The sequence below is a fragment of the Streptomyces sp. NPDC006435 genome, from assembly GCF_040612315.1.
Taxonomy (GTDB): Bacteria; Actinomycetota; Actinomycetes; order Streptomycetales; family Streptomycetaceae; genus Streptomyces.
Genome location: NZ_JBEXPY010000054.1, coordinates 1 through 26,296, shown reverse-complemented (window position 1 = coordinate 26,296; position 26,296 = coordinate 1). Strand labels below are relative to the sequence as shown.

Annotated in this window: 23 protein-coding genes; 7 read left to right on the top strand and 16 right to left on the bottom strand. The window is 70.0% G+C overall.

The window, feature by feature from the left end:
- Positions 1-134 precede the first annotated feature (134 nt).
- Genes ABZZ04_RS33880 through ABZZ04_RS33855 form a run of 6 tightly spaced genes read right to left on the bottom strand, consistent with a single transcriptional unit; the run spans position 135 to position 6,662 of the window.
- Complete coding sequence (locus ABZZ04_RS33880; protein WP_356936061.1) at positions 135-1,538, bottom strand: hypothetical protein; 1,404 nt, start codon at positions 1,536-1,538, stop codon at positions 135-137.
- A complete protein-coding gene (locus tag ABZZ04_RS33875) occupies positions 1,535-2,176 on the bottom strand; it encodes a DUF6084 family protein (RefSeq protein WP_356936060.1) in 642 nt (213 codons plus the stop codon). Before ABZZ04_RS33875 ends, ABZZ04_RS33880 begins: the two co-directional genes overlap by 4 nt.
- Positions 2,173-2,826: a DUF5947 family protein gene (locus ABZZ04_RS33870; RefSeq protein WP_356936059.1), complete on the bottom strand. Its 654-nt coding sequence runs from the start codon at positions 2,824-2,826 to the stop codon at positions 2,173-2,175. Before ABZZ04_RS33870 ends, ABZZ04_RS33875 begins: the two co-directional genes overlap by 4 nt.
- On the bottom strand, positions 2,823-3,767 hold the full coding sequence (locus ABZZ04_RS33865) for a NifU family protein (protein WP_356936058.1): 945 nt from the start codon (positions 3,765-3,767) through the stop codon (positions 2,823-2,825). The genes ABZZ04_RS33870 and ABZZ04_RS33865 overlap by 4 nt, the downstream gene beginning before the upstream one ends.
- A complete protein-coding gene (locus tag ABZZ04_RS33860) occupies positions 3,767-5,560 on the bottom strand; it encodes a nickel-dependent hydrogenase large subunit (protein ID WP_356936057.1) in 1,794 nt (597 codons plus the stop codon). Before ABZZ04_RS33860 ends, ABZZ04_RS33865 begins: the two co-directional genes overlap by 1 nt.
- A 46-nt stretch (positions 5,561-5,606) precedes the next feature.
- Positions 5,607-6,662: a hydrogenase expression protein HypE gene (locus tag ABZZ04_RS33855; RefSeq protein ID WP_356936056.1), complete on the bottom strand. Its 1,056-nt coding sequence runs from the start codon at positions 6,660-6,662 to the stop codon at positions 5,607-5,609.
- A 260-nt stretch (positions 6,663-6,922) separates the two neighbouring features.
- On the opposite strand from ABZZ04_RS33855, the gene ABZZ04_RS33850 reads away from it, so the two are divergent.
- Positions 6,923-7,252, top strand: coding sequence for a hydrogenase maturation nickel metallochaperone HypA (locus ABZZ04_RS33850; RefSeq protein ID WP_072486396.1), 330 nt, complete (start codon positions 6,923-6,925; stop codon positions 7,250-7,252).
- Positions 7,253-7,255: 3 nt separating this feature from the next.
- The gene (hypB, locus tag ABZZ04_RS33845) at positions 7,256-8,041 is read left to right on the top strand and encodes a hydrogenase nickel incorporation protein HypB (protein WP_356936055.1); all 786 of its coding nucleotides are present in this window, start codon (positions 7,256-7,258) and stop codon (positions 8,039-8,041) included.
- A gap of 22 nt (positions 8,042-8,063) precedes the next feature.
- Here hypB and ABZZ04_RS33840 read toward each other — a convergent pair whose 3' ends face one another.
- Entirely contained in the window at positions 8,064-9,743 is a 1,680-nt protein-coding gene (locus tag ABZZ04_RS33840) for an enoyl-CoA hydratase-related protein (RefSeq protein ID WP_356936054.1), read from the bottom strand.
- 555 nt (positions 9,744-10,298) lie between these two features.
- On the bottom strand, positions 10,299-10,667 hold the full coding sequence (locus ABZZ04_RS33835) for a VOC family protein (protein WP_356936053.1): 369 nt from the start codon (positions 10,665-10,667) through the stop codon (positions 10,299-10,301).
- On the opposite strand from ABZZ04_RS33835, the gene ABZZ04_RS33830 reads away from it, so the two are divergent.
- On the top strand, positions 10,666-10,881 hold the full coding sequence (locus ABZZ04_RS33830; protein ID WP_356936052.1) for a hypothetical protein: 216 nt from the start codon (positions 10,666-10,668) through the stop codon (positions 10,879-10,881). The genes ABZZ04_RS33835 and ABZZ04_RS33830 overlap by 2 nt on opposite strands.
- Before the next feature lie 658 nt (positions 10,882-11,539).
- On the opposite strand, the gene ABZZ04_RS33825 is transcribed toward ABZZ04_RS33830, so the two are convergent.
- Positions 11,540-12,181 carry a ScbR family autoregulator-binding transcription factor gene (locus tag ABZZ04_RS33825; protein ID WP_356936051.1) on the bottom strand — a complete coding sequence of 214 codons (642 nt, stop codon included), beginning with the start codon at positions 12,179-12,181 and terminating at the stop codon, positions 11,540-11,542.
- A 573-nt stretch (positions 12,182-12,754) separates the two neighbouring features.
- On the opposite strand from ABZZ04_RS33825, the gene ABZZ04_RS33820 reads away from it, so the two are divergent.
- Entirely contained in the window at positions 12,755-13,441 is a 687-nt protein-coding gene (locus tag ABZZ04_RS33820) for an HAD family phosphatase (RefSeq protein ID WP_356936050.1), read from the top strand.
- Between the two features lie 310 nt (positions 13,442-13,751).
- Here ABZZ04_RS33820 and ABZZ04_RS33815 read toward each other — a convergent pair whose 3' ends face one another.
- The 7 genes from ABZZ04_RS33815 to ABZZ04_RS33785 form a co-directional block, all read right to left on the bottom strand.
- Complete coding sequence (locus tag ABZZ04_RS33815; protein WP_356936049.1) at positions 13,752-14,981, bottom strand: vanadium-dependent haloperoxidase; 1,230 nt, start codon at positions 14,979-14,981, stop codon at positions 13,752-13,754.
- 475 nt (positions 14,982-15,456) lie between these two features.
- Complete coding sequence (locus ABZZ04_RS33810; RefSeq protein WP_356936048.1) at positions 15,457-16,737, bottom strand: glycosyltransferase family 39 protein; 1,281 nt, start codon at positions 16,735-16,737, stop codon at positions 15,457-15,459.
- On the bottom strand, positions 16,734-17,864 hold the full coding sequence (locus ABZZ04_RS33805) for a glycosyltransferase (RefSeq protein WP_356936082.1): 1,131 nt from the start codon (positions 17,862-17,864) through the stop codon (positions 16,734-16,736). Before ABZZ04_RS33805 ends, ABZZ04_RS33810 begins: the two co-directional genes overlap by 4 nt.
- Before the next feature lie 153 nt (positions 17,865-18,017).
- Positions 18,018-18,527 carry a hypothetical protein gene (locus ABZZ04_RS33800; protein WP_356936047.1) on the bottom strand — a complete coding sequence of 170 codons (510 nt, stop codon included), beginning with the start codon at positions 18,525-18,527 and terminating at the stop codon, positions 18,018-18,020.
- 11 nt (positions 18,528-18,538) lie between these two features.
- Entirely contained in the window at positions 18,539-19,045 is a 507-nt protein-coding gene (locus ABZZ04_RS33795; RefSeq protein WP_356936046.1) for a SigE family RNA polymerase sigma factor, read from the bottom strand.
- Positions 19,046-19,326: 281 nt separating this feature from the next.
- Positions 19,327-20,268: a GNAT family N-acetyltransferase gene (locus ABZZ04_RS33790; protein ID WP_356936045.1), complete on the bottom strand. Its 942-nt coding sequence runs from the start codon at positions 20,266-20,268 to the stop codon at positions 19,327-19,329.
- A gap of 149 nt (positions 20,269-20,417) precedes the next feature.
- Positions 20,418-22,997 (bottom strand): hypothetical protein, encoded by a 2,580-nt coding sequence (locus ABZZ04_RS33785; protein ID WP_356936044.1) that lies wholly within the window; start codon positions 22,995-22,997, stop codon positions 20,418-20,420.
- 154 nt (positions 22,998-23,151) lie between these two features.
- Here ABZZ04_RS33785 and ABZZ04_RS33780 point away from each other — a divergent pair, with 154 nt between their 5' ends.
- The 3 genes from ABZZ04_RS33780 to ABZZ04_RS33770 form a co-directional block, all read left to right on the top strand.
- A complete protein-coding gene (locus ABZZ04_RS33780) occupies positions 23,152-24,315 on the top strand; it encodes an ROK family transcriptional regulator (RefSeq protein ID WP_356936043.1) in 1,164 nt (387 codons plus the stop codon).
- Positions 24,316-24,573: 258 nt separating this feature from the next.
- Positions 24,574-25,833: a Gfo/Idh/MocA family oxidoreductase gene (locus ABZZ04_RS33775; protein ID WP_356936042.1), complete on the top strand. Its 1,260-nt coding sequence runs from the start codon at positions 24,574-24,576 to the stop codon at positions 25,831-25,833.
- A gap of 53 nt (positions 25,834-25,886) precedes the next feature.
- A partial coding sequence (locus tag ABZZ04_RS33770) for an extracellular solute-binding protein (protein WP_356936041.1) occupies positions 25,887-26,296 on the top strand: 410 nt, incomplete at its 3' end.

Sequence of the window (26,296 nt, the reverse complement as noted above, 5' to 3'; positions counted from 1 at the left end):
CTTCACTCGGATCGGAATTCACATCGAACGGATGCGCAGGTAGCGGCGGATGTCGGGGATCGATCTGATCCCCACCGCCACGGCGACGAGCGCCACGGCCGCGGCCGCTCCGGTGGTGATGATGCCCAGGGTCTTCACGATCGGTTCTCCTCACGGTGCTGCGCCGTTTCCTCGACGCTCAGGGGTGTCAGCTCGTCGGGCGCGAAGTAGAAGTAGCGGCCGTACCAGTCGTGCAGGTCCGACGCGGGGTCGTCGACGAGGACCAGGGCGATGTGCGTACCACCGTCCACGTCCGACAGAACCGCCGTCACCCGGGCCACCCGGCCGGCGAAGAACAGGTCCTGCGCGTCCGCCCTCCGGGAGGGGTGGACGCGGACCAGACTGTCCTTGGCCACCCGGACCCCGTCGATCACGACCGTGTCGCTCCCGGGCCGTACCGAGGCGTCGGCCGCCGGGTCCCACCAGGGGGCGCCCGCGGTGTCGAAGGCGGCGGGTTCCACATCCCGGACGTCGGCCGCCGGGCCCACGGAGGGCGCGGGCTGCGGCGGGTGCGAGTCGCGCAGCAGGCCGTGCAGCTGCTGGAGGTCGGCGGGCGACATGCCGTCGCACCGGTCGATGATCTCCCGGGCCCGGGGGTCGGTGGCCCTGGCCTCCGCCTTCTCCTCCTCCGTCATGGTCATCACGCGGAGGGTCAGGATCTCGTCGATCTCGGTGGAGTCGAAGAGCGCGCCGGGGCTCTGCTCGGCGACCTCCGGGTGGTCATACAGGATGATCGGCGCACCGAGCAGGGTGTCCGTCGTCCCCTTCGGTCCGGCCAGCACTGGCCAGCACCTGCGCTGCCGGCAGCGGCCGGCGGCCGCCGCCGCCCCGGCGGGCGGTTCGAGCAGCGAGACGAACTCGGCTTCGTGCGCCCGCAGCAGCAGATGCGCGCCGATCAGCGAGGACCGGATCGCGGCGTCCTTGGTGGCCGCGGACTCCGGATGCTCGTTGCGCACCACCACCGAGAGGCGCACATATCCGTTGTCGACGACGGCCCGCGTGCGCACCCGGACCGCCAACGGCAGCCGCCGTCGCACGATCCGGCCCACCACCACGCCCCGTGCGTCGGTCACCGGCTCGGTGTCCTCGCCACCCGGGACCTCGTGGACGGCGTCCGCCACCTCACCCAACGGCAGAGCGGTCAGCACGACTTCACGCTCGACGGCCTCGTCCCAGGACATCACCGGCACCCCGTCGACGACGAGCTGCTCGACCGGTGTGTCCGCCCCGTCCTCGCCCGTGCCGCGCACCTCGCGGACCTGGAGCTGGAGGAAACGCAGATGCACGGTGACGGCGGCCGGCCCGCCGTGCGGCGCCAGCAGGCACTGCATCTCCATCTCCGGCTCCTCGCCGAAACTCGCCGCCGTGGCGTGCGGCGGGCCGAGGACCCCGAACTGCCAGCGCGACCGGTTCTTGTGCGAGCTCGCCCGGTACGGGTACAGGAGGTACCCCTCGTACAGGACGGCGTCGGCGATCGAACGCACCTGGTCAAGACTCACCGGACCACCTCGTCGTGCTCGGCCAGGAGGGCCCGGACCGTCTCGTCCCAGCTGATCAGCCCGCGTCGGGCCCGGAAGTCCGCGAAGCGTGCCAGCACCTCGTGGTCCAGCCGGATCCATCCGGTGTTCGGGTAGTGCGCCGCCATCATGCGCCGCCACACCTCGACCGGCATCGGATGCCGGGCCTCGCAGTCCCACGGCACCTGCTCGACCCCGAAGCCCTTGCTGCCGCGGGTGAAGACCGTGCCGGAGAACATCAGGACGAGAGGCACCGAACCCTCGCCCAGGGCGTGCAGATAGCGGGAGCCGATCACGTCGAAGTCGTAGGTGCAGGGCAGGGCGAGATCGACCTCGGTCGCACCGCTGAACCCCTGCACAGTGGTGTCGCAGCTCATCCACTGGAACGGTTTGAGGGTGTCCGTCCAGCGGTTCCGGCAGCCGAACAGCGCCACCAGGCCGCTCTGTTCGGCCTCGTCGTAATGGCGCCGCTGCGGCTCGATGCGGACCTGGCAGTGCAGCGCGATGGCGTGGATCCGCCGGCCCGTCCGCTCCTCGATCCGCAGCCGCGCGGTCAGCTGCGGTGCGGCCGCGTACGGCTCGGCGACGACATCGAGCACGGAGAACGCGAAGTCGTTCACGGCGCCCCGATCCCCGCGGCGGGCCGGCTGCGCTCCGCCACCCGCGCGAAGAAGCCGTCCATCGCGGCACGGGCCTCGGTGCCACCGTCGAACCCGCGCCACAGCGAGCGCAGTTGTCCCACCAACTCGTAGCAGGCGTCGATCGGCACGAGATGGCATGAAGCATCGCTCCGGGCCGTACGCCGGATCAGCAGCGCCTCCACATCCGGACGCAGCACGGCGAGCTCCGGGCTCGACTCGACGACGGCCGCCCAGGCGTCCAGCGGCAGTTCCGACTCGGTGGCCCCGGCGGGCCCGGGATAGAACGCGACCATCCGGTCCTGGACGGAGTTGCGGAACAGGAAGGCGAGCCCCACGGGAATCTGCAGCTCGTCCCAGGCGCGACCGTCCACAGTCAGCCCGGCGAAGTGCAGATACCGCTCGGGGACCGACCGGTAGCGCAGCTTTGCGTTCTCGTCGGTGAACAGCAGGTAACAGGACCGACAGCAGCACATCAGGGCGCGGCTGTCGAGGTTCACCACATGGGAGTGGCTCTCGCCGATCGGTTCCGCACACATCTCGCAGCGCTCACCGGCGGGCGGCCTCGGCCGGTTGCGCCTGAGCCGCAGCAGGGTGGAGGCCGGCGAGGCGGAACGACCCGTGGCGATCACGGCGCCACCGCCGCGGGCACCGCCACCGAGACCGCGGCACCGTCGGACAGCAGGGGCAGCGGAGCCAGGTGCACACCGTCCCCGTCGAGGCAGATCCCGGCCCGCCGCACGTCGTAGTGCGCACGGCACCCGGCGCAGCGCAGGACCGCGTCCCCGGACCGTCCGCCCAGCCGCCGCGCCAGCGTGGCACCCTCGAACGGCCGCTCGCAGCGTGCGCACCGGTCCTCGAAGGCGAAGAGATCCGCGCCCACCCGACAGGCCACCACCGGCATCCTGCCGACATCGAACCGGGCCACGGCACCGGACTCCAGCCCCGACAGCTCCGGCACGACCTCCCACGAGGCGCCGTCGTCGCCGGCCGTCCCGGACTCCGCGTGCAGCCGGGCGAACAGCGAGTCCACCGGTACCAACGGCCCCGCCGCCCCGGCGTCCTCGTCGGCCGCGGTCTCGACCTCGATCGAGGTGATCTCCGGCGCCGCCGCCTCCACCGCACCCTGCACGGCCAGCCTGAGCGTGACCGAGGACGACGGGCAGCCGTCACAACTGCCCAGCAGCCTCAACCGGACGGTTCCCTCGTCGGTGACGGCGAGCAGCTCCACATCACCGCCGTGCGAACCCAGATACGGTCGTACGCTCTCCAGCGCCCGCTCGACCCGGGTCTCCACGCCGTACGGATGCAGCCCGTGGACCAGCAGGACGCCGGCCACCAGCTCGTCGTCGGCCAGGGCGGCCAGGACGTCGTCGTCCAGCCGCCCCTGTTCGTGCACCAGGTCGAGCAGCCGTTCCAGCCCGGCACCGTAGAAGTCGGTGACGAGCCGGACCAGTTCCTCGCTGCGCTCGCGGGCGACCGTGCCGCCCGAGCCGCTGGCGGCGATCAGGGTGTCGATGCGTTCACCGGTCGTCCGCCAGTCGGGCGCGGCCGTGGACTCCTCCCGCGCCATCACTCACTGCCCGCGGACTGGGTGGGGGAGTGCAGGAGCTCCAGCTTCTTGCCCTCGCCGAGATACATGTGCACACCGCAGGGCAGACAGGGGTCGAAGCTGCGCACCGTGCGCATGATGTCGATGCCCTTGAAGTGCTCCCGGTCGTTCTCCTCGAAGATCGGCTGGCCCTGCACGGCGTCCTCGTAGGGGCCGGGCGTGCCGTACGTGTCACGGGGGCTCGCGTTCCACGGAGTCGGCGGGTACGGGTGGTAGTTGGCGATCTTGCCGTCCCGGATCACCATGTGGTGGGAGAGGACACCGCGGACCGCCTCGGTGAACCCGCAGCCCACGCCCTCCTCGGGCACCTCGAACTTCTCCCAGGTCTTGGTGTTCCCGGAGCGGATCTCCGTGAGGGCCTTCTCCGCGAAGTGGAGCGCGCAGGCGGCCGCGTAGGCCTGGAAGTAGCTGCGAGCCCGGTTGCGCTCGATGGTGTTGCTCCACTTCGGGACGTGCCACTCCAGCTCCACCGGCCCCTTGAGGGCGGTCTTGGGGAGGTTGATCCTGACGCTGTGACCGGTGGCCCGGACGTAGCCGATGTCGACCAGACCGGCCAGCGCGGTGGTCCAAAGCCGTGCGAGCGGCCCGCCGCCCGTGTCGAGCGCCAGGTAGTCCTTGCCGTCGAACCACCGCGGTGACATGACCCAGCTGTACTTGTCGTCCAGGTCCCGCTTCTGCGGCTGCGGGTTGGTGTGCTGGTTCCACGGGTGGCGCCGGTCGACCGGATTGCCGAGCGGGTCGTGGGAGACGAAGGTCTCCTGTTCGTCCCAGTCGTTGTAGTACGACGAACCGAGCAGGATCCGGATGCCGAGGTTGATCTTCACCAGGTCGGTGGTGACCAGCTTCCCGTCGACGACGACACCGGGGGTGACGTACATCTTCCGGCCCCAGTCGGTCATGTCCTTGTACTCGAAGTTGCAGTGCTCCGGGTCCTGGAAGGAGCCCCAGCAGCCCAGCAGGATGCGCCGGTTGCCGACCTGCTCGTACCCCGGCAGGGCTTCGTAGAAGAAGTCGAAGAGATCGTCGTGCATCGGCACGACCTTCTTCATGAACTCGACGTACCGCTGGAGGCGGGTGATGTAGTCCGTCATCAGCTGGATGGTCGCCACGGTGCCGACCCCGCCGGGATAGAGCGTGGAGGGGTGCACGTGCCGGCCCTCCATCAGGCAGAACATCTCCCGGGTCATCCGGCTGACCTGGAGCGCCTCGCGGTAGAACTCGCCGGTGAACGGGTTCAGCGATCGCATGATGTCGCCGATCGTCCTGTATCCGTGCGCGTCGGCGTGCGGGGAGGGGGTGCGGTTGGCCTGTTCCAGTACACCGGGATTGGTCTCCGCGACCATCTTCTCGCAGTAGTCGACCCCTACCAGGTTCTCCTGGAAGATGTTGTGGTCGAACATGTACTCCGCGGCCTCGCCGAGATTCACGATCCATTCGCCGAGGTGCGGTGGCTTCACCCCGTACGCCATGTTCTGCGTGTAACAGGAACACGTGGCGTGGTTGTCACCGCAGATTCCGCAGATGCGACTCGTGATGAAGTGCGCGTCCCGGGGGTCCTTTCCCTTCATGAAGACCGAATAGCCCCGGAAGATGGAGCTGGTGCTGTGACACTCGGCGACCACCTTCTGCTTGAAGTCGATCTTCGTGTAGATGCCCAGGCTGCCGACGATCCGGGTAATGGGGTCCCATGCCATTTCGACCAGGTCGTTCTCTCCCCGGCCGCTCCCGGCACCCTTGTGCTGCGTCGCGGTCATTGCGCCGCCTCTGCTTTCTGTCCATTGCGGTGATGTACGCGGTCACTCACCAGGTGCGTGTGGCGCCGGTGGTGAGTTTCTTGCCGGGCTTTCGCCATTTCGGTTCGCGGTCCAGGGCGTGGGTGGTGAGATGGCGCAGCCGCCGTATCGTCGCCCCGTAGGGTCCGACCGCGTTGGTCGAGAGCTTTCCTCCGGGGGGCTCGTCCATGAACGGCATGAACTTGTCCGGGAACCCGGGCATGGTGCAGCCGATGCAGATGCCACCGACGTTGGGGCAGCCGCCGATGCCGTTCATCCAGCCGCGCTTGGGCACGTTGCACTTGACCGCGGGGCCCCAGCAGCCCAGCTTGACGATGCACTTCGGCGAGCCGTACTCCGTCGCGAAGTCGGCCTGCTCGTAGTACCCGGCCCGGTCGCAGCCCTCGTGGACCGTCGACCCGAACAGCCACGTCGGCCGCAGCGCGTCGTCGAGCGGGATCATCGGGGCCTGGTCGGTGGCCATGTAGAGCAGGTAGGTGAGCGTCTCCGAGAGGTTGTCCGGCTGGATCGGGCACCCGGGGACGCACACGATCGGGATGCCGGCTCTGGACTTCCAGTCCCAGCCCAGGTAGTCGGGAACCCCCATCGCGCCGGTCGGGTTGCCCGCCATGGCGTGGATGCCGCCGTACGTCGCGCAGGTGCCGACCGCGACGACCGCGGTCGCCTTCGGAGCCAGCCGGTCGAGCCATTCGCTGGTCGTCACGGGCTGGCCCGTGGCGGGATCATTGCCGAACCCGCACCAGTAACCCTCGTCGTGCAACCGCTCGTTCGGAATGGAACCCTCGACCACAAGAACGAACGGTTCAAGTTCTCCTCGATCGGCTTTGAAGAACCATTCGAGAAAATCATCGGCACCACCGTTCGGACCGCATTCGAAATCGATGAGCGGCCAGTGGACGGAGACCTGTGGAAGCCCTGGCAGGGCGCCGAGCGCGATTTCCTCGATACTCGGCTGCGTGGCTGCGGTCAGGGAGACGGAATCGCCGTCACAGCTCAGTCCTGCGTTGATCCACAGCACATGGATCAGTGTGTCCTCCGCCTTTACCGATTCCTCTGTCGGCATGGAAGTGCCGCCTTTCAGAATGACGGCCCACCGGCCATCGGCCCCCCACGGGCATGTATGCGCACATTGCTACCATCACGCCTCGAATCGCGGGCACCGGCAACAGGGGGATTCGCCGCCCCGCCACGTCATCGGGGCCCGAATGACGGCATACGGTGGGCCGCTCGGGTGGTCCGGGCGGGGGACCGGTCCTGTCGGGCGGCGCCATGGTCCTCCCGTGGCCCTACGGTCGGAGCCACCCGCGGAAGGTCGAGGCACCGGTGCACGAGCTGGCCATCACACAGAGCGTCGTCGACTCGGTGTGCGAACGCGCCGGGGGGCGTCCGGTCCGATCGGTCCGAGTCCGCGTCGGCGTGCTCACGGCCGTGGTGCCCGACTCGATGCGGTTCTGCTTCGGCCTGGTCACGGAGGGAACGGCCGCCGAGGGGGCGCAGTTGGAGATCGACCAGCCACCCGGCGCCGGCCGCTGCCGCACCTGTGCCGTCGAATTCACCTTGACCGACCTGATTCTGCTGTGTCCCTGCGGCAGCGCGGATGTGGAGATCACATCGGGACAGGAACTGCAGATCGTTTCCATGGAAGTGGGCTGAACCATGTGCGGTACCTGCGGCTGTGCCGAGGAGGCCGGTGGGACCAGGATCGTGATGCTGCGGGAGGATGGTGCACCGGACCACGCTCATCCGCATCCGGACCGGCACCCTCATCCGCACGAGTGCCGTCAGCCGGGTGGAGCGGGTGGGACCGTCACCATCGAGCAGAAGGTACTCGCCAAGAACGACCTGCTCGCGGAGCGCAACCGGACATGGATGACCGACCGCGGCGTCGTGGCCGTGAACATGATGAGCTCGCCGGGCGCAGGCAAGACAACCCTGCTGGAACGCACCGTCACCGACCTCGGCGGCCGTCGGCCGGTGGCCGTCATCGAGGGCGATCAGGAGACGAGGCTCGACGCCGACCGGATCAGGCGTACGGGCTGCGCCGTGGTGCAGGTGAACACGGGGGCGGGATGCCACCTCGACGCGGAGATGATGAGGGACGCCCTCACGGCGCTGTCCCCGGCCGAGGGATCGCTGCTCATGGTGGAGAACGTCGGAAACCTGGTGTGCCCCGCCCTGTTCGACCTGGGGGAGCGCAGCAAGGTCGTGATCATCTCGGTCACCGAGGGCACGGACAAGCCGTTGAAGTACCCGTACATGTTCGCCGCTGCCGACCTGATCCTGATCAACAAGTCCGATCTGCTGCCCCATGTCGACTTCGACGTCGAGCAGTGCGCGCAGCACGCGCGCTCGGTGAACCCGGACGTGCGCGTGCTGACGGTCTCGGCGACCACCGGCGAGGGCCTGGCCCACTGGTACGACTGGCTGGCGGAGCAGCGGTAGCCGCCCCGCCGCCGCACCGCGGTCAGCCCCGGGGGAACGGGGGCTGCGGGACCGCGGTGGCGGACGCCGGGCGTTCCTTGCGGACGAAGGCCCGGCGCAGCCCGTGGTACGGGTGGTGCGGGTCCGCGAAGATGCGATGCATGCGGACGAGTTCGGCCTCCCGGTACGGGGCCAGGTCGACCCGGTCCCGCTCCTCCTTCTTCGCGTGGATCCGGGACTGCGTCGCGGGCAGGGCCGCCAGGCGGGTCGCCAGGGCGCCGACCTCCGAGTCGAACGACTGGGGTGCGCACGGGATCACCCTGTCGACCAGCCCGAGCCGGTGCGCCGCGGCGGAACCGACCGGCAGGGCGTCCCGCATGAGCCGGTCGGCCGCCGCCGCCCCCACCCGTCGCGGCAGTGTGTACGTCCAGTACTCCGATCCGTACAGCCCCATCAGGCGGTAGTGCGGATTGAATACCGCACCCGCCCTGCACCACACCTCGTCGGCGGCGAGGGCCAGCATCACCCCGCCCGCCGCGGCGTTCCCGGCCAGGGCGGCGACGACGAGCCGGTCCGTGGTCGTCAGCACCGCCTCCACCAGGTCGTCCATGGCGTTGATGTTGGCCCAGGACTCGGCACCGGGATCGGCCGCCGCCTCGATCACGTTGAGGTGGATGCCGTTGGAGAAGAAGTCCCGGCCACCGCCGACGACCAGCACCGAGGTGGGCCGGGAGCAGGCGAACCGGTAGGCGCGCAGCAGGCGTCGGCACTGCTCCGTGCTCATCGCGCCGCTGCGGAACGAGAACGACAGGAAGCCGGTCCCGGCCTCCTCCCGGTAGCCGATCTCGGACCAGGCGTCGTCGTCCCCGGTCCGGTGCAGCGGAGCCGGCCGCTCGGGCACGGCGGACAGCCGCCCGGCCAGCGCCGAGGTGGCGGGGAGCTTGAAGGTGGCCGGACCTCCCGGCGCCCGCCGTGGCCGCAGCTCGGGGATCCACACCGCGCCGTCGGTGGTCGCCCGGCAGATCGCACCGTCCCGGGTGGCCACCACATCCCCCGGACGCCCGCTCAGCCGGGACTCGGGATGCCCGCCGTGCAAAAACCACTCGCCGCCCAGCAACTCGTCGAGCACACCGGGCCGGGAGTCCGCCGCCCTGAGTTTGCGGACCACCGTCGCGGTGGAGTCCGACCCCCAGTCGATGCGGCGCAGTGGCTGGCGGAACAGGGGGCGGCAGCCGCCGCCGGAGGCCTGCGGCACCGGGGTGTACGTCCCCGACGCGAAGCGTCCGACCGCCAGAAGCACCGCCTCCACGGCGGCGTCCGAAATCTCGTTTCGGTACAGGTCGCTCTTGCCCACCGGGGGCAGCGGACAGGTCGCGGACGCCCAGACGTCGCCCGCGTCCATCTCCGCGTTCGCCTGAAGCACGGTGACGCCCCAGCGTTCCGCTCCCTCGTGGACGGCCCAGTCCAGGGAGGAGGGACCGCGGTCGCCGACCGGCCCAGGATGGACGACGAGGCAGGTGTGGACCGACCAGACGTCCCTCGGGATCGCGGTCTTCAGGTACGGCGCCACGACAAGGTCCGGGTGCTCCCGGCGGACGGCTTCCCGGACCGGGTCTTCCTCGTGCGCGAGTTGCACGGCAACGCAGTGCCCGTGGTCCCTGAGCTCCGCCTGGACACGTTGGGTGAGACTGTTGAAGGCGCTTGCGACAAGCAGGATGTGCACGGCGATCTCCCGATGGCTATGGTCCGTCCTGAACGAGCGTGAGCGCGGGTTCTCGCCCGGAGGGGCTCACCCAGCGGGAACATGCCGGGAATTCACCCGAAGCGCACAGAGCGGATAGAGCGGACAGGGAGCCGACCCGCTGCTTCGCCTGCCGAGTTCACAGCGGCGGACCGGCCCGCTGTCCTGTCCGGGCGCCACGGGTGGTTGGCACCGCCGGCTCATGTCCGGCAGCGACACATCGGTTTTGCGGGTGTCACGCGCGCGGCACCGAGCCGGGCCGCTGAGGCTGATCCTTTGAAGCGGACACTCTGATAAAGGATCTTGATGGTCCGGGGAGAGGGTTCCAGGCGGGACGCAGATCTCCGTATCCGTCAGTTCTTCAGGACGGCTTCGCCCACTTGAAGAACTGGCGGATTCTCACCGAGCTCCGTACCGACCCCGACCGTGCCACCCACCTGTCTCGCGCGCTGCTCGTTCTGACGAACATCGAGGCCGCTACCGACGGTTGATCTCTACCGCGGGCAGTCCACGATCAGCACATGCCCCGGAACGGCGTCACCGGGCCGGGGTCGGCTGGGTGAGGTTCACCGCGTTGCCGTCGGGGTCCTGGATGTGGGCGACGCGCTGTCCCCACGGCATGTCGTCGGGGCCGCCGCGGACCGAGCCGCCCAGCGCCTCCACCCGGCCGAGCGTCTCGTCGACGTCGTCGACACCGATGCTGAGCAGGATCCGTGGCGCCGCCCCGGTCCCCGGGTTCGCCTTGACCACCAGCCCGAGGTCGGTGTCGCCGATGCGCAAGCCGATGTAGAAGGCAGGGCCTTCCGCCGGTACCCGGAAGATTTCCTCGGCGCCGAACAATTTCGTATAGAAGCCGAGCAGAACGTCCTGGTCGGCAGTAATGATCACCGGCTGGATGGTGGACATGGCACTCCTGTCGAGAACGGTCGTGTCGCCGGGTAGACCGTTCGAGGACGGTGAACTCATCGGCAAAACCACCCCGCCGGACGATCTGCAACACGGACTGCCGCCCACGACCAGCACGAGCACCCCGAAACGAGGCAACGCCACCCCGCTGACCAGCCACTTCAAGATGGCGGAGCTTCGATGGAGTCACCGGGGCGCGTCGTTTGCGGCGTGAGGTCGAGCGCGGGTTCTGGCGCGAGATCGCCAAGGGGCTCCTGGGCGAGGAGGGCGCTGCTGAGGGCGCAAGGAGCCGGAGTCCATGGGACAGGGTGTCGGCCGGGCCGTGCTCCGTCCACGATCTCCCGCGGCCTCCGCCGCAGCGCGGCGACCCGCGCGGGCAAGCCGGACTGCCGTGCCTCGGTCGCGCGGTGGAGAGCGGACCTGCCGGCGCTTCGTCCGAAGGAGGTGAAGCCCGTCGCGCATCAGCGACTGCGCGCACATGTGCAGGAGAAACCGTCGGGCCACGCGCACCGTCTGCGGAGCCCTTGGTGCAGGGGCCCGGGACGGAGCGTCGGAAGGGCCGCGACAAGCCGTATCGCAAGGACCGGGAGTGGAGGCCGGCTGCGCCGATGTGGTGTGCGTCAACGACGCCCGACAGGTGCCCGCGCACGGTGCCTGCCCGCGGCCGGGTACGGGCAGGCCTCGGCAACTGCCCGTCCGCAGTGGCACCCCGGTGACGGGGGAGGATGCCCGGCCAACCGCCGCTCCCGCTCGGGACCCGATCAGTGAGGCAGGGGCACACCTTCCCGCCGGCCCGCCATCCCGAGATCCTCGATTTCGGCCACGTGCCCGGCCTTCGGCGTCACCAGGAACGCTGCTTCCCCGACAGCCCCTCACCTTCGCTGCGCCGACCCGTGGTGCGCCAGGGCCCGTGCCACCAGGGCGGCGGGCTCGGGGCGCGCCTGCAGGGCCTTCAGGATCAGCATCCACCACCGGTGCAGCCGGTCGGGGAGATCCTCGTGCTCCGCCATCTCCTCGGTGAGGTCGTACAGCCCGAAGAACGAGCACACCAAGGTGGTGGCGGTGCCCGACGGCTCGACTTCGTCGGCCAGTTCGCCGTCGTCGCGCGCCTTGGCCAGAAGGCGAGTGGCGGCAGCCGTCCAGACGGCGAAGGGAGCGGGTATGGCGACGTCGATGGTGCGGCGCTCGGCCCACAGCCGCGCGCCGGCCCGGGTCATGACGTCGTCGCGCAGTGCCTTGGCGATATCGAAGCTGAGGGCGACCAGCTTCTCCAACGGCGGTATCCCGGGGGCGGTATAGCGGTCGTTCAAAATCGGCCAGGACGCGAACTGTTCGCGCACCACCGCCAGTGCGAGCTTCTCCTTGCTGGAGTAGTGGAAATAGACGGCCCCGCTGGTGCGCCCTGAAAGGTCACTGATCTCATTGATGCTTGTCCGTGCGTACCCTTGTTCAACGAAAAGGTGTGCTGCGGCTTCCAGTAGAGACCTTCGCGTTGCACGCGCCCTGTCCTGCATGCGTTTTCCGCCCTCGTTCGTCAGTTCGCATTTCCTTGACCAAGGAAAGTCGTGCGCCGTGGCGCACACACGGCGCTCCGCGCCGTTAATGCTTGGAGATTATTATTGTTCTCGGGTCGTACGTGAGTGCGGTCGATCCCGAAAATTCGTTCCCCGTCGTTGCTGCCTGTGTGGGCGCCCGTCTTCGTGGTTCAGAATCTACAGTCAACTCCCCTTGGTTCCGCTTGAGTTGGGGGGAGAGTTTCTGGCGCGCCCGTTATCGGTTGTCGCGCGCGCATCGCGAGTACTGGGTAATGGGTGTTCCGTCAAACACTCAAAATGATGATTGCGCCCACTTGGCCAAGGAATTAACGTAGTCATCACGATGTTTCTGGGGGTCATCCGGAGAAAATCGGACGACGTCCTTTGCCGGAGGACCCGGAGACGAGGCATCGGCCTTCACGCGTGGTCGAACGGGAGCTCGTTCGACAGTGCGCACTCTCTGCGGCCAGGCGCGCCTCTCCGCAGCGCCCTGCTTCCTACTGCGAGCACCAACGACGCGGGGTGGCGCGCTCTTTCGAGAAGGGCAGGTAAATGTCACCTCGTCGCATCTTCATCTGGTTCCCAGCCGCCATCGTCTTCGACTGTGACGGCACCCTCGTCGATACCGAACGACACTGGCAGGACGCGCGCAGCCGGGTCTTCGGAGAGTTCGGTCTGAAACCCCGCCCAGGCTTCGCTGATCGGGCCAGGGGCGTGCACTACGCCGAGTGCGGCAGCCTCATGGCCAGAGAGGCCGGAAAGCCGCAACTCGCCGACGACATGACGCACGCACTCCTGAGGCAATTCACGGCGCTCGTCGCCGAAGACCCCGTGACCATGCCGGGCGCGGCGGCACTGGTCCGCCTCGCCGCCCACCACATCCCGCTCGCGGTCGCCAGCAACTGCCCGTTGGACGTGGTCGAGTCCACCCTTGCCCGGGTCGGCCTGCTCAGCTACTTCGCCCATGTCGTCGTCGCGGGTGACGGGCTGCTGCCGAAACCCCATCCCGACGTCTACGCCACCGCGGTCCGCCTGTGCGGCGTGCGGCCCGAGGACGCGATGGCGGTGGAAGACTCGGTCACCGGGGCCGAGTCGGCCCGGAGAGCCGGTATGCGCGTGCTCGGCGTGGGACCTCGACCGGCCGCAGAAGAGGCTGACCAGGCCGACCTGTGGCTGCGTACTCTGGCTGATCCGGAACTCCAGGCATGGGCCCATGCCTGGAGCGGACGGGACGGCTGAGATGCCTTGAGCATCCTCCGGCCCGGCGGGGTGACGCGCGAGGAGCACCACGAGCCGTGCGCGCGGGTCGTCCCTGCCGAGCCGGAGAAGGCCATCACCGCGGTGGAACCGGCGCAGGAGCCGGGACATCGGGTGGGCGACTTCCTTCCCCTTTCCCTCACCGGCTTCCCAGTCCTCCTGTCCGCGCGGGCCGCACGGGCTCCTGCGCGGCTCGACCAGCGGGGGCGCGACCTCGTCATCGCCTCCTTGCCGGTGGAGGAGGGGCTGGGACTGATGGGCTGCTCGGGGCCTCCGACTGCGGCCCGGCGGTTCAGCCGGCCTCGCCGGGGCACTGGGGCCGGGCAGGCCGGGCCGACTGCGGCGCCGGTGCGTTCGTCTTGCGTACCGGCTGGAAGTAGTGGGTCAGCGCCCAGGTGCCCACGCGGTTGCCGGCCCGGCAGCCAACGATGTCCGCCGTACGGGAATGGATGCCTCCCCACACGCGGGCATTGATCATGTCCCTGTTGACGTCGTCAGCGGACTCGTAGAGCCGGGTGGTGCCGGTGATCTCGGAGGGAATGTAGAGGTCGGGACGTGAGGTGCCGAGGACGCCGGTCACGGCGCGCATCACTGCCGCGGCGACGGTCGTGTGGCCGGCGACGTAGTCGGGATGGGGCGGTGTGACGAGCAGTGGCTCCCAGGCCGGGTCCGCCGTCGTCGCGGGGTTGCCGTCGGTGTCGGCCAGGCGGATGCCGCTGATCGGCCTCCAGAAGGCGTAGTGCAGCTTCGCGTCCCATGCGGTGATGACGGCGTCGGTCGCCGACGCGTTCGCTGCGGCGAACAGCCGCGCCGTGGTGGCGGCGCCGAGCCCGTGCCGGGCGGCGTGGTCCCGCAAGGCCGTCTGGACCTGCACCACCAGGTTGCCGCTGAAGAAGAGGGCGGTCTCGGTCTGCTGCGGGGTTCTGCCCGAGCCGGTCTTCGACCCCATGGTCTTCAGCTCATTGACGTCGTGGGCGTACCGGGCCGAGGGGAGCGCGGGCGGCCTGCCGGGGCGGAACTGTTGCGGGGAGGTGAGCAGCAGCGGGCGGAGCTCGGCGAGCCAGGTGTCGATGAAGGGCTGATGGGCGGGCGGGGTGGGCCTCCAGACCCCGGGAGCGGGCGGCGCGGTGAAGGGCACATCCGCGAACCGGCCGTCGTTCTCGCGGAGTTCGACGATGTGGGCGGCGGCGCGCTTTCCGAAGGCGACACCCTGGTCCTTCGCAGGGCCCTCGGGAATCCCGGAGAGGGAGTCGGCGTAGGCGGCGTCGAGCTCGCTCTTGAAGGCGGAGAAGTAGGTGAGCAGCACGTCGTGAGCCGCCGTTGCGGCCGCCGCCGCGGAGGACGCGGTGGCGGGGCCGCGTTCCCGCCACTCGTACGGGGCGTAGCCACCCTCGATGCCGACCACGGCGTTGTAGACGGCGACGGAGACGAACCCGTGCCAGATGGCGCTCTGCCCGGAAGGGCGGGCGCCCAGGTCGGCGCGGATCGTCTCGGTGGCGATGGCGTTCCAGTCACGAACCACGGCCGCCGGGTCCGAAGCAGTTGCTCGGCGGGGGTCGGCGGCGCTCGGGCCGGTCATGGCCGTGAGCCCGACGAGGGCGAGCATCGCGACGGCGCCGATGACCTTCCGGATACGTGAACGCGGAGTAGGAGCAGGAGTAGAAGGAGGTGGAACAGGGTGGTTCTGCCGCACAGCGCACTCCCTTGGGTTGGTTCACCCGGATTAGCAGCGGGCGGGAGCGCGATCAAGATCAATTGCCGTGACCGGGGCGTAGCGAGCCGAAGGAGGCGGGCTGCGTAGTCTGTATTGCCCTGTGAGGTCGGGTGACACCGGGGTGGTTGCTGAGGTTTCAGGGTGGGGGGCGGTGGGCCGATGGCCAGGCCCGTGGCGGTGAGGCAGCCGTCGACCAGGTGGGGCCGGAGCCGGATTCTGCGTGACTCGCGGCGAAGAGCGAGGTCGAGGTCGTCGGGTGTGCTGAAGGCGGTGTGGCCATCGGTTACGGAACACCGAGTTCGAAAAGGCCGTAGCCCGCGTACGAGCCGGACGCCAGGGCCGCGATGCCGAGGAGCATGAGCTGGTGGGTCGGGCTGAGGCGGCGCAGGGCGAGGGCGACCGGAAGAAAGAGCGGGAAGAGGGGGAGCAGGTAGCGGGAGACGTTGCCGAATATCTGCTGGCTGCCAAGGACGAGGACAAGGGTGAGAACGGTGTAGACCACCAGGACGGCCGGGGGCCGCAGCCGGATCAGCAGCGGAAGCAGCGCGATCGCGAGCAGGACCACACCGACGCCGATCAGGTCCGCGAAGGGCCGGGCGGAGAGATAGTCGAAGTGGCCCACCGGGACGGATGTGAGGACGTCGAGGGTGTGTCGGCCGTAGTCCCACTCGTGGGCCCAGGCATCGGACTGAAGCCTGAAGTAGCCGCTGTAGTCACCCATTCGGTGTCCCACCCAGCCGAGATGGGCGAGGAGGCCGAGCGGGGCGACGGCCATCGCGGTCACCGGACGCAGGATGCCGTCCCGGCGGTGGTGGAGCGCGAGCAGGGCCGCGACGACGACGGCGCCGATCAGCGCCGCGGCGGTGGGCCGGTTGAGCCCGGCCATACAGGTGAGGAGACCGGCGGTGAGCCAGCGGCGACTCAGGACGGCATGGCAGGCCCAGACGGCCAGGGCCACGTAGAGGGAGTCGGAGTAGACCGCCCACTCCACACCGGAACCGGGCCAGACGGCCCAGAGTCCGGCCGCGGCCAGCCCGGCCCGTCTGCCGCCGAAACGTTCGGTGATGGCGTAGATGCCCAGGGCGGCGGTCAAGGAGGCGACGACGGAGACCAGCAGGCCGGCGCCGTACGGGCCGAGGCCGGTGAGCTCGGAGACCAGCCGCATCAGCGCCGGGTAGAGCGGGAAGAACGCCGCCGAGTTCTCTTCGAGGGTGATCGGGCCGGTGGCGCCGGGGATCGGGACCAGTCGGGGGTCGTACCCGTGCACGGCGATCTGCTGGTACCACCAGCCGTCCCAGCTGGCCAGGACGTCCCACGGGTGGGCACCGCCGCCGAAGCGCGGGTTCTTCGTGCGGTAATCCCCGGCGGAGTGCAGCAGCCACATGAAGACGGCGAAGCCGATCAGCTTCAGCGTGCCGTAGACGGCCAGTACGGGGCCGTAATGCTCGACTGCGCGACGCAGCCGGCTCCGGCGATCGGGGCCCGTCCCGGCGGACTGCTCGGACAGCCTCGCGTTCCAGCTCCGGCTGCTGGTCCCGGTCGTACGAACGACGGTCTTGATCATGCGCGGAACACCCGCGCCCGGAAGAGCAGGAACCGCAGCAGCACCGCGGCCAGGCCGGCGGCGAGGAGCACGGCGAGTTCGGCGGCCTGGCCGGCCGAAGGCATCGCGTGGTGCAAGGCGGTGAGCGACCCGCCGGTGATCGCCAGACCGACCAGGAGAACGGACAGCCCCCTGCCCTGGTGGCGCAGCACACCGCCGCGGCCATGGAGGCCGAAGGCGAGCCGTCCGTTCACGGCCGTGCTGGCGACGGCGCAGACCAGCAGCGCGAGTGCATTGGCGGCCTGGGAGCCGGCCACTGGGCGCAGCCATGCGTAGAGGAGCAGATGTACGAGGGTGCTGACGGCTCCTGCGGCGGCGAAGCACAGGAGTCGGGCGGCGAGCCCGCCCCGCGCGGCGGCGCCACCGCCGCGGAGCGATCCGCCGGGCGGCAGCGTGCCCCGCGCCAGTGCCCCGCCGATCCTGGCGACGCCGCGCAGGTCGGCCAGTGCCGTGGCGAGGATGTCGACCCGGGTGTCGGGATCGTCCACCCAGTCGACCGGCACCTCATGGATGCGCAGCCCGGCACGCTCGGCGATCACCAGCAGTTCGGTGTCGAAGAACCACTCCGAGTCCTGTACGAGGGGCAGCAGTTGCTCGGCCACATCACGCCGCACCGCCTTGAATCCGCACTGCGCGTCCGAGAAGCGCACGGCGAGGACGGAGCGCAGGAGGACGTTGTAGCAACGCGAGGTGATCTCTCGCTTGGGGCCGCGCACCACCCGGGAACCGGGAGCCAGGCGGGTGCCGATGGCGATGTCGGAGTGGCCGGAGAGCAGAGGGGCCACGAGCGGCAGCAACGCCGTCAGCTCCGTGGACAGGTCCACGTCCATGTACGCGAGCACGGGGGCCGACGAGAGCGACCAGGCCGTACGCAACGCCCGGCCGCGCCCCTTCTCGGCCAGTCGAAGCCACTGTGCTTCGGGCAGTTCGTCTGCCAGCCGGGCGGCGATCCGTGGGGTGCTGTCCGTACTGGCGTTGTCGGCGATGGTGATACGGAACGGGTAGGGGAAGGTCTCGCACAGGTGCGCGTGGAGCCGCCGTACGCTCGGCTCCAGATCTCTCTCCTCGTTGAACACGGGTATGACCATGTCCAGGACGGGCTCCGGACGGTGTGCCGCCACTGATGCGCGGTGCGGCAGCCGACTCAGGTTCTTCAGGGCGACTGGACCTTGACCGATCATGCTTGATCCTCTTTGTGACTTGGTACGGGGCAGGCCGAAGGCACTCGGGGCGACGGTGCGTCACGGGGTGACGAGCGAGGACGAGACGGTCAACGGCTGGTTCCGCGCGGTCGCCGTACCCGAAGGCGGGGCCGAGGTCGAGGGCGGCGGCGAGCCCTCCGTGCTTCCCGGCGCAGTCCCGGTGGCCGTGGCCGTGCTCCCGGTCGTGGCCGGCGGCGCGATCGTGGCGGTCCCGTCCGGCGGTGCGGGGGCGGTGGAGGTGCCCGAGGGAGAGGGCGTACTCGGGGACACGTCAGGTGTTGCGGGCGGGGCGGAGGTCGGCGGGCTCGTCGTGGGCCGTGGGCCGGGGTGGCCGGGCTCGACCCGGGTCGCATGGCCGGGCAGCAGGGACAGCCCGGCACTGAGGCCGACGACGGCCAGGACGGAGCCGACTGCCCTCCGCGCGGCGCGTCTCCGATGGCGGACACGCACCCTTGCCCAGAGACGTTCCCGGTGCTTCGGCTCGAACGGTGCGGGCGCCGTCTCGGTGTCGCGCATCATCTGGGCCAGCTGCCGTTCGAAGTGATCCATGGGGTTCTCCTTCACCGCACCGGCTCGTTCACGTTGCCCAGGAGCTGCCTCAGCCGAGCCACTCCGCGTGTGGCATGGGACCGAGCCGTGCCCACCGGGCACCCGAGCACCTCCGCCACCTGCCCCTCGGGCAGGTCCTGGTAATAGCGCAGCACCACCGCCACCCGCTGCTTCGGCGACAACTGGGCCAGCGCGGCCTCCAGCCGGGAACGCTCCACCACGTCCGCTGACACATCGCCGGCAACAGCCGTCTCGGGCAGCTGCTCGACGGGGCGTTCACCCCACCAATGCCGTTGTCCCGAGCGTGCCGCCGCACGCATCATCACCTTGCGGACGTACGGCTCCGGTGCCTCGTCCGCGACCTTGGGCCAGACGAACCAGAGCTTGACCAAGGACTCCTGCAACAGGTCCTCGGCCCGATGCCGATCGCCTCCGACGAGCAGACGCGCCAGGTGGATCAACACCGACCACCGGGCAGCCACGAACTCGTCGAACGCACGGGCTCGACTCTGCTCCATCCGCACTGTCCCTGTTCTCGCCGGTCGCCTACACCCTGTAGAAGGCACTGGGAGGCGGCCCACGATGCACCTGCGGACCATGATCTGGATCACAGTCACATCGACCGCAAGCGTCTCGGGCCGCAGCCGGTTCCCGTGTCTCCGGGTGGGAGGACGGCCCGGTAGGCGCCACCCGGCTCCGCAGCCACCCGCTTACGCAACCGCAGGTCACGATGGCGCTGCCTGGGACGACACACCGTGGAGCAGAATCTCGCCCGAGAACGGTCCCCGGGACTGCCGGCTCAGAACGAGTCGCCGTGCCAGTGGGTTGCTCCCGTGGCCTGCAGCGTGGCGCGTATCGACTCCGGCGGGGCGAGGAGCGGGCGGGCCATGCCCACCGTCCGCGTCCGCTCCCGGGCCTGATCCCGGGCGAGAAACCGGGGCAGGGCAGCGCGGACGGCCGGGTCCTCGGGGAGGTGGGACCGGCCGACTGCGGCGCCCGCCGCACGGGCCCGGCGGGCCACCGCGGCGAGCAACTCACCGAGGGCCGCCGGTGCGGCTTCCGCCACCGCGCACTCGCGGACCTCGACGGCCTCGCCGATGTGCCGGGCCACGGTGTAGCCGAGCGCCGTCCCCCCGTCGTCCTCGGCGATCAGCCACTCGGCGCCGGGGCCGTACCAGGCGGGCACGCGGTGGATCCAGTCGTCGGCCGTCCGCATCGCGGTGAGTGGGCGTGCGGCGTTGAATCCGGCGTGCAGTTCTGCCAGCCGCGGGGCGTCGGCCGGGGTGGCCGCACGGATGCGGAAGCGGGGCTCGGGTGGGCCAACAGTGGTGAGCGGGCCCTCGGTCCAGGAGGTGCGGAAGCCGGTCCACCCCGAGCGCTCGTAGACCCCGGGGGTGGCCGTGAACAGCAGGGACCATGCGCAGGATTCGGCGGTCATGGCCTCGGCGGCAAGGGCGAGCAGTCGGCGAACCAGGCCCTGGCCCCGTGCCTCGGGGCGGGTGGCGACATTGCCGATACCGCCCACCCGTTCGACCCGGCCTTGGGCGTCTCGGAGCTGCCGCGGCACGTAGCAGACGACGGCGTCGACCGTGTCACCGCGCGCGGCCACGAAGGTCCGCCGGTGGCGGTCGGGGTCCAGGGCGTGCAGCGCCGGGAGGTGCGGGGCGTCGAAGCAGATCGCCCATAGTGCGTGCACGGCTGCCTCGTCGGCCGGGGCGAGGGTGCGCAAGGTGTGTGTCATGACGTCAAGTTTCTTTCTGTGTCCACCCGGTCACCGAAGGGTGGCGGGGCTGAGCGTCGTACGCCGCGTACGCGGCGGGGCTGAGCGCCGCGTCGACGACACCGGGCCACGGCGTACGGTCGCCGTGGCCCGGTGTCCGTGCGTGGGTGTCACCCGCGCCTGGTGCGCTGAAGGCTCACCGCGTCGACGTATCCGGTCATGAGGTTCCACGCGGACGAGTACAGCGAGACGCGGACCGACGCCGTACCGGGCGGAGCCGTACCACTGGCCTGCGTGTCGATCCAGCGCCGCTGGTCCACGCCGCGGAGCGGTGCGCTCGCCATCCGGCCGACCGGCCGGCCGGCCCTGTCGAGGAAGCTCAGCAGCAGCACCGAGTCGTCGGTGCTTCCGTCCTCGATGTACACCTTGGCACGGGCCCGGTAGTACGCCCCCGCGGTGGCCGGCACCGGCTCACCGGTGAGCTCCGCCGACGCCTCGGGGCCGCTCCGGGCCGCATCGACGATCTTCATGCTGCGTCTGCCGGTGTACGCCCGTTCCTGGGAGAGGGTGAACAGGGTGCCACCGCCCTGCCACCCCGGGACGGCACCGCCGTCCAGCCGCGCCACCTCGAAGCCGGCGTTGTGGACGGCCACCGTGCCGACCGGGCCGCGGCGCACCGGGATCATCCGCAGCCGGGACTCCGCCGTCTTGCCGAGGAAGTAGATGTTCTCGTGGCCGTCGGAGTCCCGGGCCAGGGTCATGAAGGCGACCTCCTCGTCGTAGTCGCCGAGTGTCACGTGGTCCATGGTCCTGGGGTCCACAACGGTGAGCTTGCCGGCCAGGGTGGTGTACAGCAGGCCGTCGGCGCCCCAGCGGAGGTAGACCGGCCGCCACATGCCGTAGTTCTTCACCTCGGGGTAGACGTTCTCGTACTTGACGACCCGGAGGGTGTCCGGGTCCATCGCGAACAGGAATCCGTCGGCCGCGCCCCACAGCAGGCCGTCGCGGCCGAAGCCGAGACCGCTGATCATCTTCGGGCTGTCGAGGCCGGGGAGGTCGAGGGTGAGCTCCTTGACCTTGCGTTCGCCGGCGACATCCCAGACGAACATCTTGGCCTCGGACTCGGTGGCTTCGGTCCCCAGACCGCCGTGGACGGTGGTGGAGCCGTAGATCCGTCCGCCGCGCTGGGCGAGCCCGGCGACGCTCTGGTTGTGGACGATGTCGGGGTAGGTCTTCTTCTCCCCGTCGGCGGGGTCGTAGATGGTCAGCGCGCCGCCGAGCTTCCCGTAGTCGGGGATGGAGCCGATGAGCAGCTTGCCGTCATGGGCCTTCATCACGTACGGCCGGTCCTGTTCGGAGCCGAGACGGAACTTCTCGGAGACGGCCGGGGGCGCCGCGTCCAGCTTCGCCGAGGAGATGACGCCTCCGGGGTAGATGCCGAAGTACATCGTGTCGCCCAGGCCCGCCATGCCCTCGGCCTGGCCCATCGGGAAGCGGGTGGTGCGGCCGGTGCGCGGGTCGAAACGGGACCCGGTGCCGCCGGGGTAGCCGCTCATGAACAGCGTGCCGTCCGGCGCCGCCTCCAGGTTGTGCAGCGGGTTCGGCGCGCCCTGCATCACCGAGGGCAGAGCCTTGCTGCGCCGTGAGGCGATGTCGAAAGCGGTGATCCTGCCGCCCGACTGCAGGGTGACGAGCGAGGTCCCGGGGAGGTCCGGATCATTGAGCGGTATCCAGGCGGCACCGCGCAGCGAGGTACCGAAGGCGATTCGGGTCGAGCGGGACTCCAGCGTCGCCGTGTCGATCTCGTACAGCTCGCGGTTGTTGGTGACGTACACCTTCCCGTCCCGCGACTGAAGCTGGTTGAAGGAGAAGACCCCCGCGTCCGAAGGCGTGTTCTTGCCGACGGACTTGTCGCTCCACTTGCCGGCGCCGAGGTCGTAGAAGAGCAGCTTCATCTGCGGATCGGCGAACTTGACGAACAGCCAGCCGTCGACGACCGCCATGTCGTAGGCGAAGGGCACCTGTCGGGGCTCCACTCCGAGGAGCGCCGGGACCTGGTCGGAGATCTTCGTCTTCGTACCGGTGGCGGTGTCGAGCCGGATGACGTCACCGACGGAGCCCACGCCCGCGTAGACGGATCCGTCGTGGTAGGCGAGGGAGCGCACGTACTGCTGGCCGGGCACCATCTGCCCGTAGTCGTGGAAGGCCCTGCTCCGCGGGTCGTACCTGAACACCTTGCCGTTGGGGAAGGTGCCGATCCAGACGTTGCCCTCCGGGTCCGTGGCCATCGACCACAACGACTTCTCGCCCGGAACGGTGCCGAGTTTGCGCACTTCCTTGTCGGCCGGGCCGTAGCTCCACAGCTCTCCCGTCTGGCCGCCGGTGATGGCGGCGATGTAGACGGTGCCGTCGGGGCCGATCGCATGCCGCCAGGACTGCTGCACGCCGGGCAGCGTGAACGAGCGCAGCAGCCGGTTGTCCTGGACGTCGATGACGTTGAAGATCGCGTTCTCGGCGGAGACCGTCGCGTACATCGTGGGCCGGCCGTCCTCCGTGCCCACCACGGCGTCGTTGACGGAGACCGTCTCCTGCTGGACGCCGAGGTCGGCCTCGGGGCCGAACCACGTCCGGTCCAGTGCCGATTTGCCGGCGCCACCGCCCCGGGCCGCGGCCAAGGGCGCGGGACCCGCGATCAGGACGGTCAGGGCGAGCAGCAGGATGAAGAGCGGTCCAGGGGGTTTTCGGGGCACCGCGTCCCTCCAAGTTATGAGAGTCTTCCAAATAAGTGGTCGTTTTGTTCGCGAGTCCGAGCGGCATCTGCGCCATCTTGGCGCTTGACCGCCGCAATGTTTTCGTGGACTCTCTGATTAATCACGATGGCCGAAACGACGTCAAGAGGAGTACATGAACGCATCCCGACCCGCCGGCGGTGACTTGGCGCAGCTGCGTCGGCTCAACGCGTTCGGCGCGCTGCGGGCGCTGAGAAGCGCCGGCGCGCCGGTGACGCTGACCGAGCTGGCCACGCTCACCGGTCTCTCCCGCGCCTCGGCGGAGGACCTCGCCACCGAGCTGACCGACCAGGGGTGGGCGGCCGAAGTCCCGCCCGCGCCCGGCGCGGTGGGGCGGCCGGCCCGCCGTTACCGGTTCCGGGCAGAGTCCGGTCATGTCTTCGGGCTGGACATCGGTGCCCACAGCGTCCTCGCCGTGCTCGCCGACCTCTGCGGCACGGTCGTCACCACGGCCCGCCGAACGGTGCCGCCGGACATCCGGCGCGCCGACCGGCTCGCCGTCATCGGCGAGGTGATGACCGAGTGCCTGGACGACGCGGGGATCGACGCCCACCGGATCTGGACGATCAGCGCCGGCACCACCGGCGTCGTCGGCCCGGAGGGAGAGGTCGTACTCGCGGGAGCGGCCGCCGACTGGACCGGTGTACGGCTCGCCGAGCACCTGGACGAACGCTGCGCCGGGGCGGTCCTGGTGGACAACGACACCCGGCTGGCCGCACTCGCCGAGCAGCGCCTCGGTGCGGCACGGGACATCGAGGACGCCGTCTACATCCACGCCGGTCTCGGCCTCAGCGCGGCGCTGATCATCGGCGGCCGGGTGCACCGGGGATACAGCGGCGCGGCGGGCGAGATCGGCAGCTTCCCCGTCACCCCCTGGGCGACCGCCGCCACCCGCCTGGCGTGTTGTCCCGCCGTCCCGTCCGACGTACCCCCGCGGAACGCCGCCGCCCATGTGCTGGCCGCCGCCCGCCGGGGGGACACCGTCGCCGTGCGCGCCGTCGACCGCTACGCCAGCGACGTGGCCCTCGGCCTTGCGGCCATGGTGCTGACCGTCGACCCGCAACGGGTCGTGCTGGGCGGCGGACTGGCCCAGTCCGCCGACGTCCTGCTCCCTCGCCTCCGTAACCGTCTGGAGCCGCTGTGCATCCGGGTCCCCGATCTCCAGCCGTCCTCGCTCGGCGACGACCGGGTCGCGCTCGGTGCGATCTGGCGAGCCGTCGAGCACATCGAGACGACATATCTCGCGCACAACCGGCGGCCCACGGCGGCGCGCCCGTGAACGGCCGTTCCGGACCTCCCGCCATCACCCGGGCAGCCCGTGCTCCGGATCGCGGAGACCACCGCGAGGTCCGCCCTCCGGCTTTCGGGCGGCCCCGGCACGCACCGTACGCATCAGCAGCCGGCCCCTGTCGGTTCTCCGTACCCGGCAACCGTTGACGGCTTCGCGTCCAGGCATCGCCGCGGGAGACGTCTCCCGGCCCCACCGCACGCCTTGCCGGTCGCGTGCCTTTCCTCCACCTCCAGGGAGCTCTTGGGAATGTCCATGCACCTTCCGATATCCGATCGGCCCGTCCGCGTGGCCCTCGTCGGCGCCGGCAACCGCGGCCTCACCTATGCCGCGTGGATCAAGGCCCACCCCGAACGCGCCCGCCTCGTGGCCGTGGCCGATCCCCGGCCGGCGGCCCGCGCCGCAGCCGGGGCGGAGCTCGAGTTCGACGACTGGCGGCCGCTCGTCGAGGGGGACGCCGTCGCCGACGCCGTCATCGTCGCCACCCAGGACCGCAATCACGTCGAGCCCGTCCTGGCACTGGCGCGGGCCGGGTACGCGATCCTCGCCGAGAAGCCACTGGCACCCAGCGAGGCCGAGACCCGCACCCTCATCGAGGGCGTGGAGAAGGCGGGCGTACTCTTCGCCGTCTGCCATGTCCTGCGCTACACCCCCTACACCGACCTGGTGAAGGAGGTTGTCGGCTCGGGCGTGCTGGGCGAACTCGTCAGCGTCGAGCACCTGGAGCCGGTCGGCTGGTGGCACTACGCGCACTCCTACGTGCGCGGGCCGTGGCGCAGCGAGAAGGACTCCTCGCCGATGCTGCTCGCCAAGTCCTGTCACGACCTGGACTGGATTTCCTACATCACCGGCGAGCGCATCGAGCAGGTCGCCAGCTTCGGCGGGCTCAAGCACTTCCGGCCCGAGAACGCCCCGGCCGATGCCGCGGAGCGCTGCCTGGACTGCGCGGCCGAGGACGGCTGCCCCTACTCCGCGCTGAAGCTGTACGTGCCGACGCTGCGCGAGAAGGGCGCGGTCTGGCCGGTCACCCACGTCACGGACTCCACGGACGAGACCGAGCTGCTGACCGCGCTGCGCGAGGGCCCGTACGGCCTGTGCGCCTACCGCGTCGACAACGACGTGGTCGACCACCAGGTCCTCGCCATGCAGCTGTCCGGCGGCATGACCGCGACGTTCACCATGGTCGCCTTCACCGAACAGACCGACCGCCAGACCCGGATCTTCGGCTCGCACGGCTGGCTGATCGGCGACGGCAAACGCGTCACCGTCCACGACTTCCGCACCGACGAGGTCACCGTCCACGAGGTCGAGACGAGCGGTTCCAACGCCGCCGAGGGACACGGCGGCGGGGACACGGCGTTGATCGAGGCCTTCGTCCACGCCGTCGCCACCGGTGACCCGGCCGCGGTCCGCTCCGGCACCAAGGCCACGCTCGGCAGCCACCTGGCGGCCTTCGCCGCCGAACGCGCCCGCCTCACCGGCTCCGTGCAGAGCGTGCCGACGCGCTGATTCACGTCCCCGAACAACACCGTTCCCCGCTCATCCCCAGGAGGTTTCCGCTCATGTTCCGTATCGCCCGTCGCCGCCCGAGACCCCGCGCCGTCACCGTGCCGCTGCTCTCAGCCGCCCTCGCCACCACCGTCCTCGCAGGCTGCGGATCCGGGACCGACGACGACACCGTCACCATGTGGACCTACCCGGTCATCTTCGACGAGGCCAAGAACAAGGCGTACTGGGACGGCCTGGTGAAGGCGTTCGAGAAGGAGCACTCGGGTGTGAAGGTGAAGGTGGAGACCTTCCCGTGGGCCAACCGCGACACCGCGCTGGCCACCGCGATCGCCTCGGGCAAGGGCCCGGACGTCGTCTACCTGATCCCGGACCAGCTGCCGAAGTACGCCAGGAGCATCGTCCCGGCCGACGAGTACATGCCGGCCGACGCCAGGTCGGACTACACCGACTTCGCCCTGAAGTC

Bases quoted from the DNA above. Each gene is read 5' to 3' on its own strand.
- ABZZ04_RS33865 (WP_356936058.1), bottom strand. From the start codon at position 3,767: ATGGCGCGGGAGGAGTCCACGGCCGCGCCCGACTGGCGGACGACCGGT.
- ABZZ04_RS33860 (WP_356936057.1), bottom strand. From the start codon at position 5,560: ATGACCGCGACGCAGCACAAGGGTGCCGGGAGCGGCCGGGGAGAGAAC.
- ABZZ04_RS33855 (WP_356936056.1), bottom strand. From the start codon at position 6,662: ATGCCGACAGAGGAATCGGTAAAGGCGGAGGACACACTGATCCATGTG.
- hypB (WP_356936055.1), top strand. From the start codon at position 7,256: ATGTGCGGTACCTGCGGCTGTGCCGAGGAGGCCGGTGGGACCAGGATC.
- ABZZ04_RS33830 (WP_356936052.1), top strand. From the start codon at position 10,666: ATGGCACTCCTGTCGAGAACGGTCGTGTCGCCGGGTAGACCGTTCGAG.
- ABZZ04_RS33835 (WP_356936053.1), bottom strand. From the start codon at position 10,667: ATGTCCACCATCCAGCCGGTGATCATTACTGCCGACCAGGACGTTCTG.
- ABZZ04_RS33825 (WP_356936051.1), bottom strand. From the start codon at position 12,181: ATGCAGGACAGGGCGCGTGCAACGCGAAGGTCTCTACTGGAAGCCGCA.
- ABZZ04_RS33820 (WP_356936050.1), top strand. From the start codon at position 12,755: ATGTCACCTCGTCGCATCTTCATCTGGTTCCCAGCCGCCATCGTCTTC.
- ABZZ04_RS33810 (WP_356936048.1), bottom strand. From the start codon at position 16,737: ATGATCAAGACCGTCGTTCGTACGACCGGGACCAGCAGCCGGAGCTGG.
- ABZZ04_RS33805 (WP_356936082.1), bottom strand. From the start codon at position 17,864: ATGGTCATACCCGTGTTCAACGAGGAGAGAGATCTGGAGCCGAGCGTA.
- ABZZ04_RS33800 (WP_356936047.1), bottom strand. From the start codon at position 18,527: ATGGATCACTTCGAACGGCAGCTGGCCCAGATGATGCGCGACACCGAG.
- ABZZ04_RS33795 (WP_356936046.1), bottom strand. From the start codon at position 19,045: ATGGAGCAGAGTCGAGCCCGTGCGTTCGACGAGTTCGTGGCTGCCCGG.
- ABZZ04_RS33790 (WP_356936045.1), bottom strand. From the start codon at position 20,268: ATGACACACACCTTGCGCACCCTCGCCCCGGCCGACGAGGCAGCCGTG.
- ABZZ04_RS33780 (WP_356936043.1), top strand. From the start codon at position 23,152: ATGAACGCATCCCGACCCGCCGGCGGTGACTTGGCGCAGCTGCGTCGG.
- ABZZ04_RS33775 (WP_356936042.1), top strand. From the start codon at position 24,574: ATGTCCATGCACCTTCCGATATCCGATCGGCCCGTCCGCGTGGCCCTC.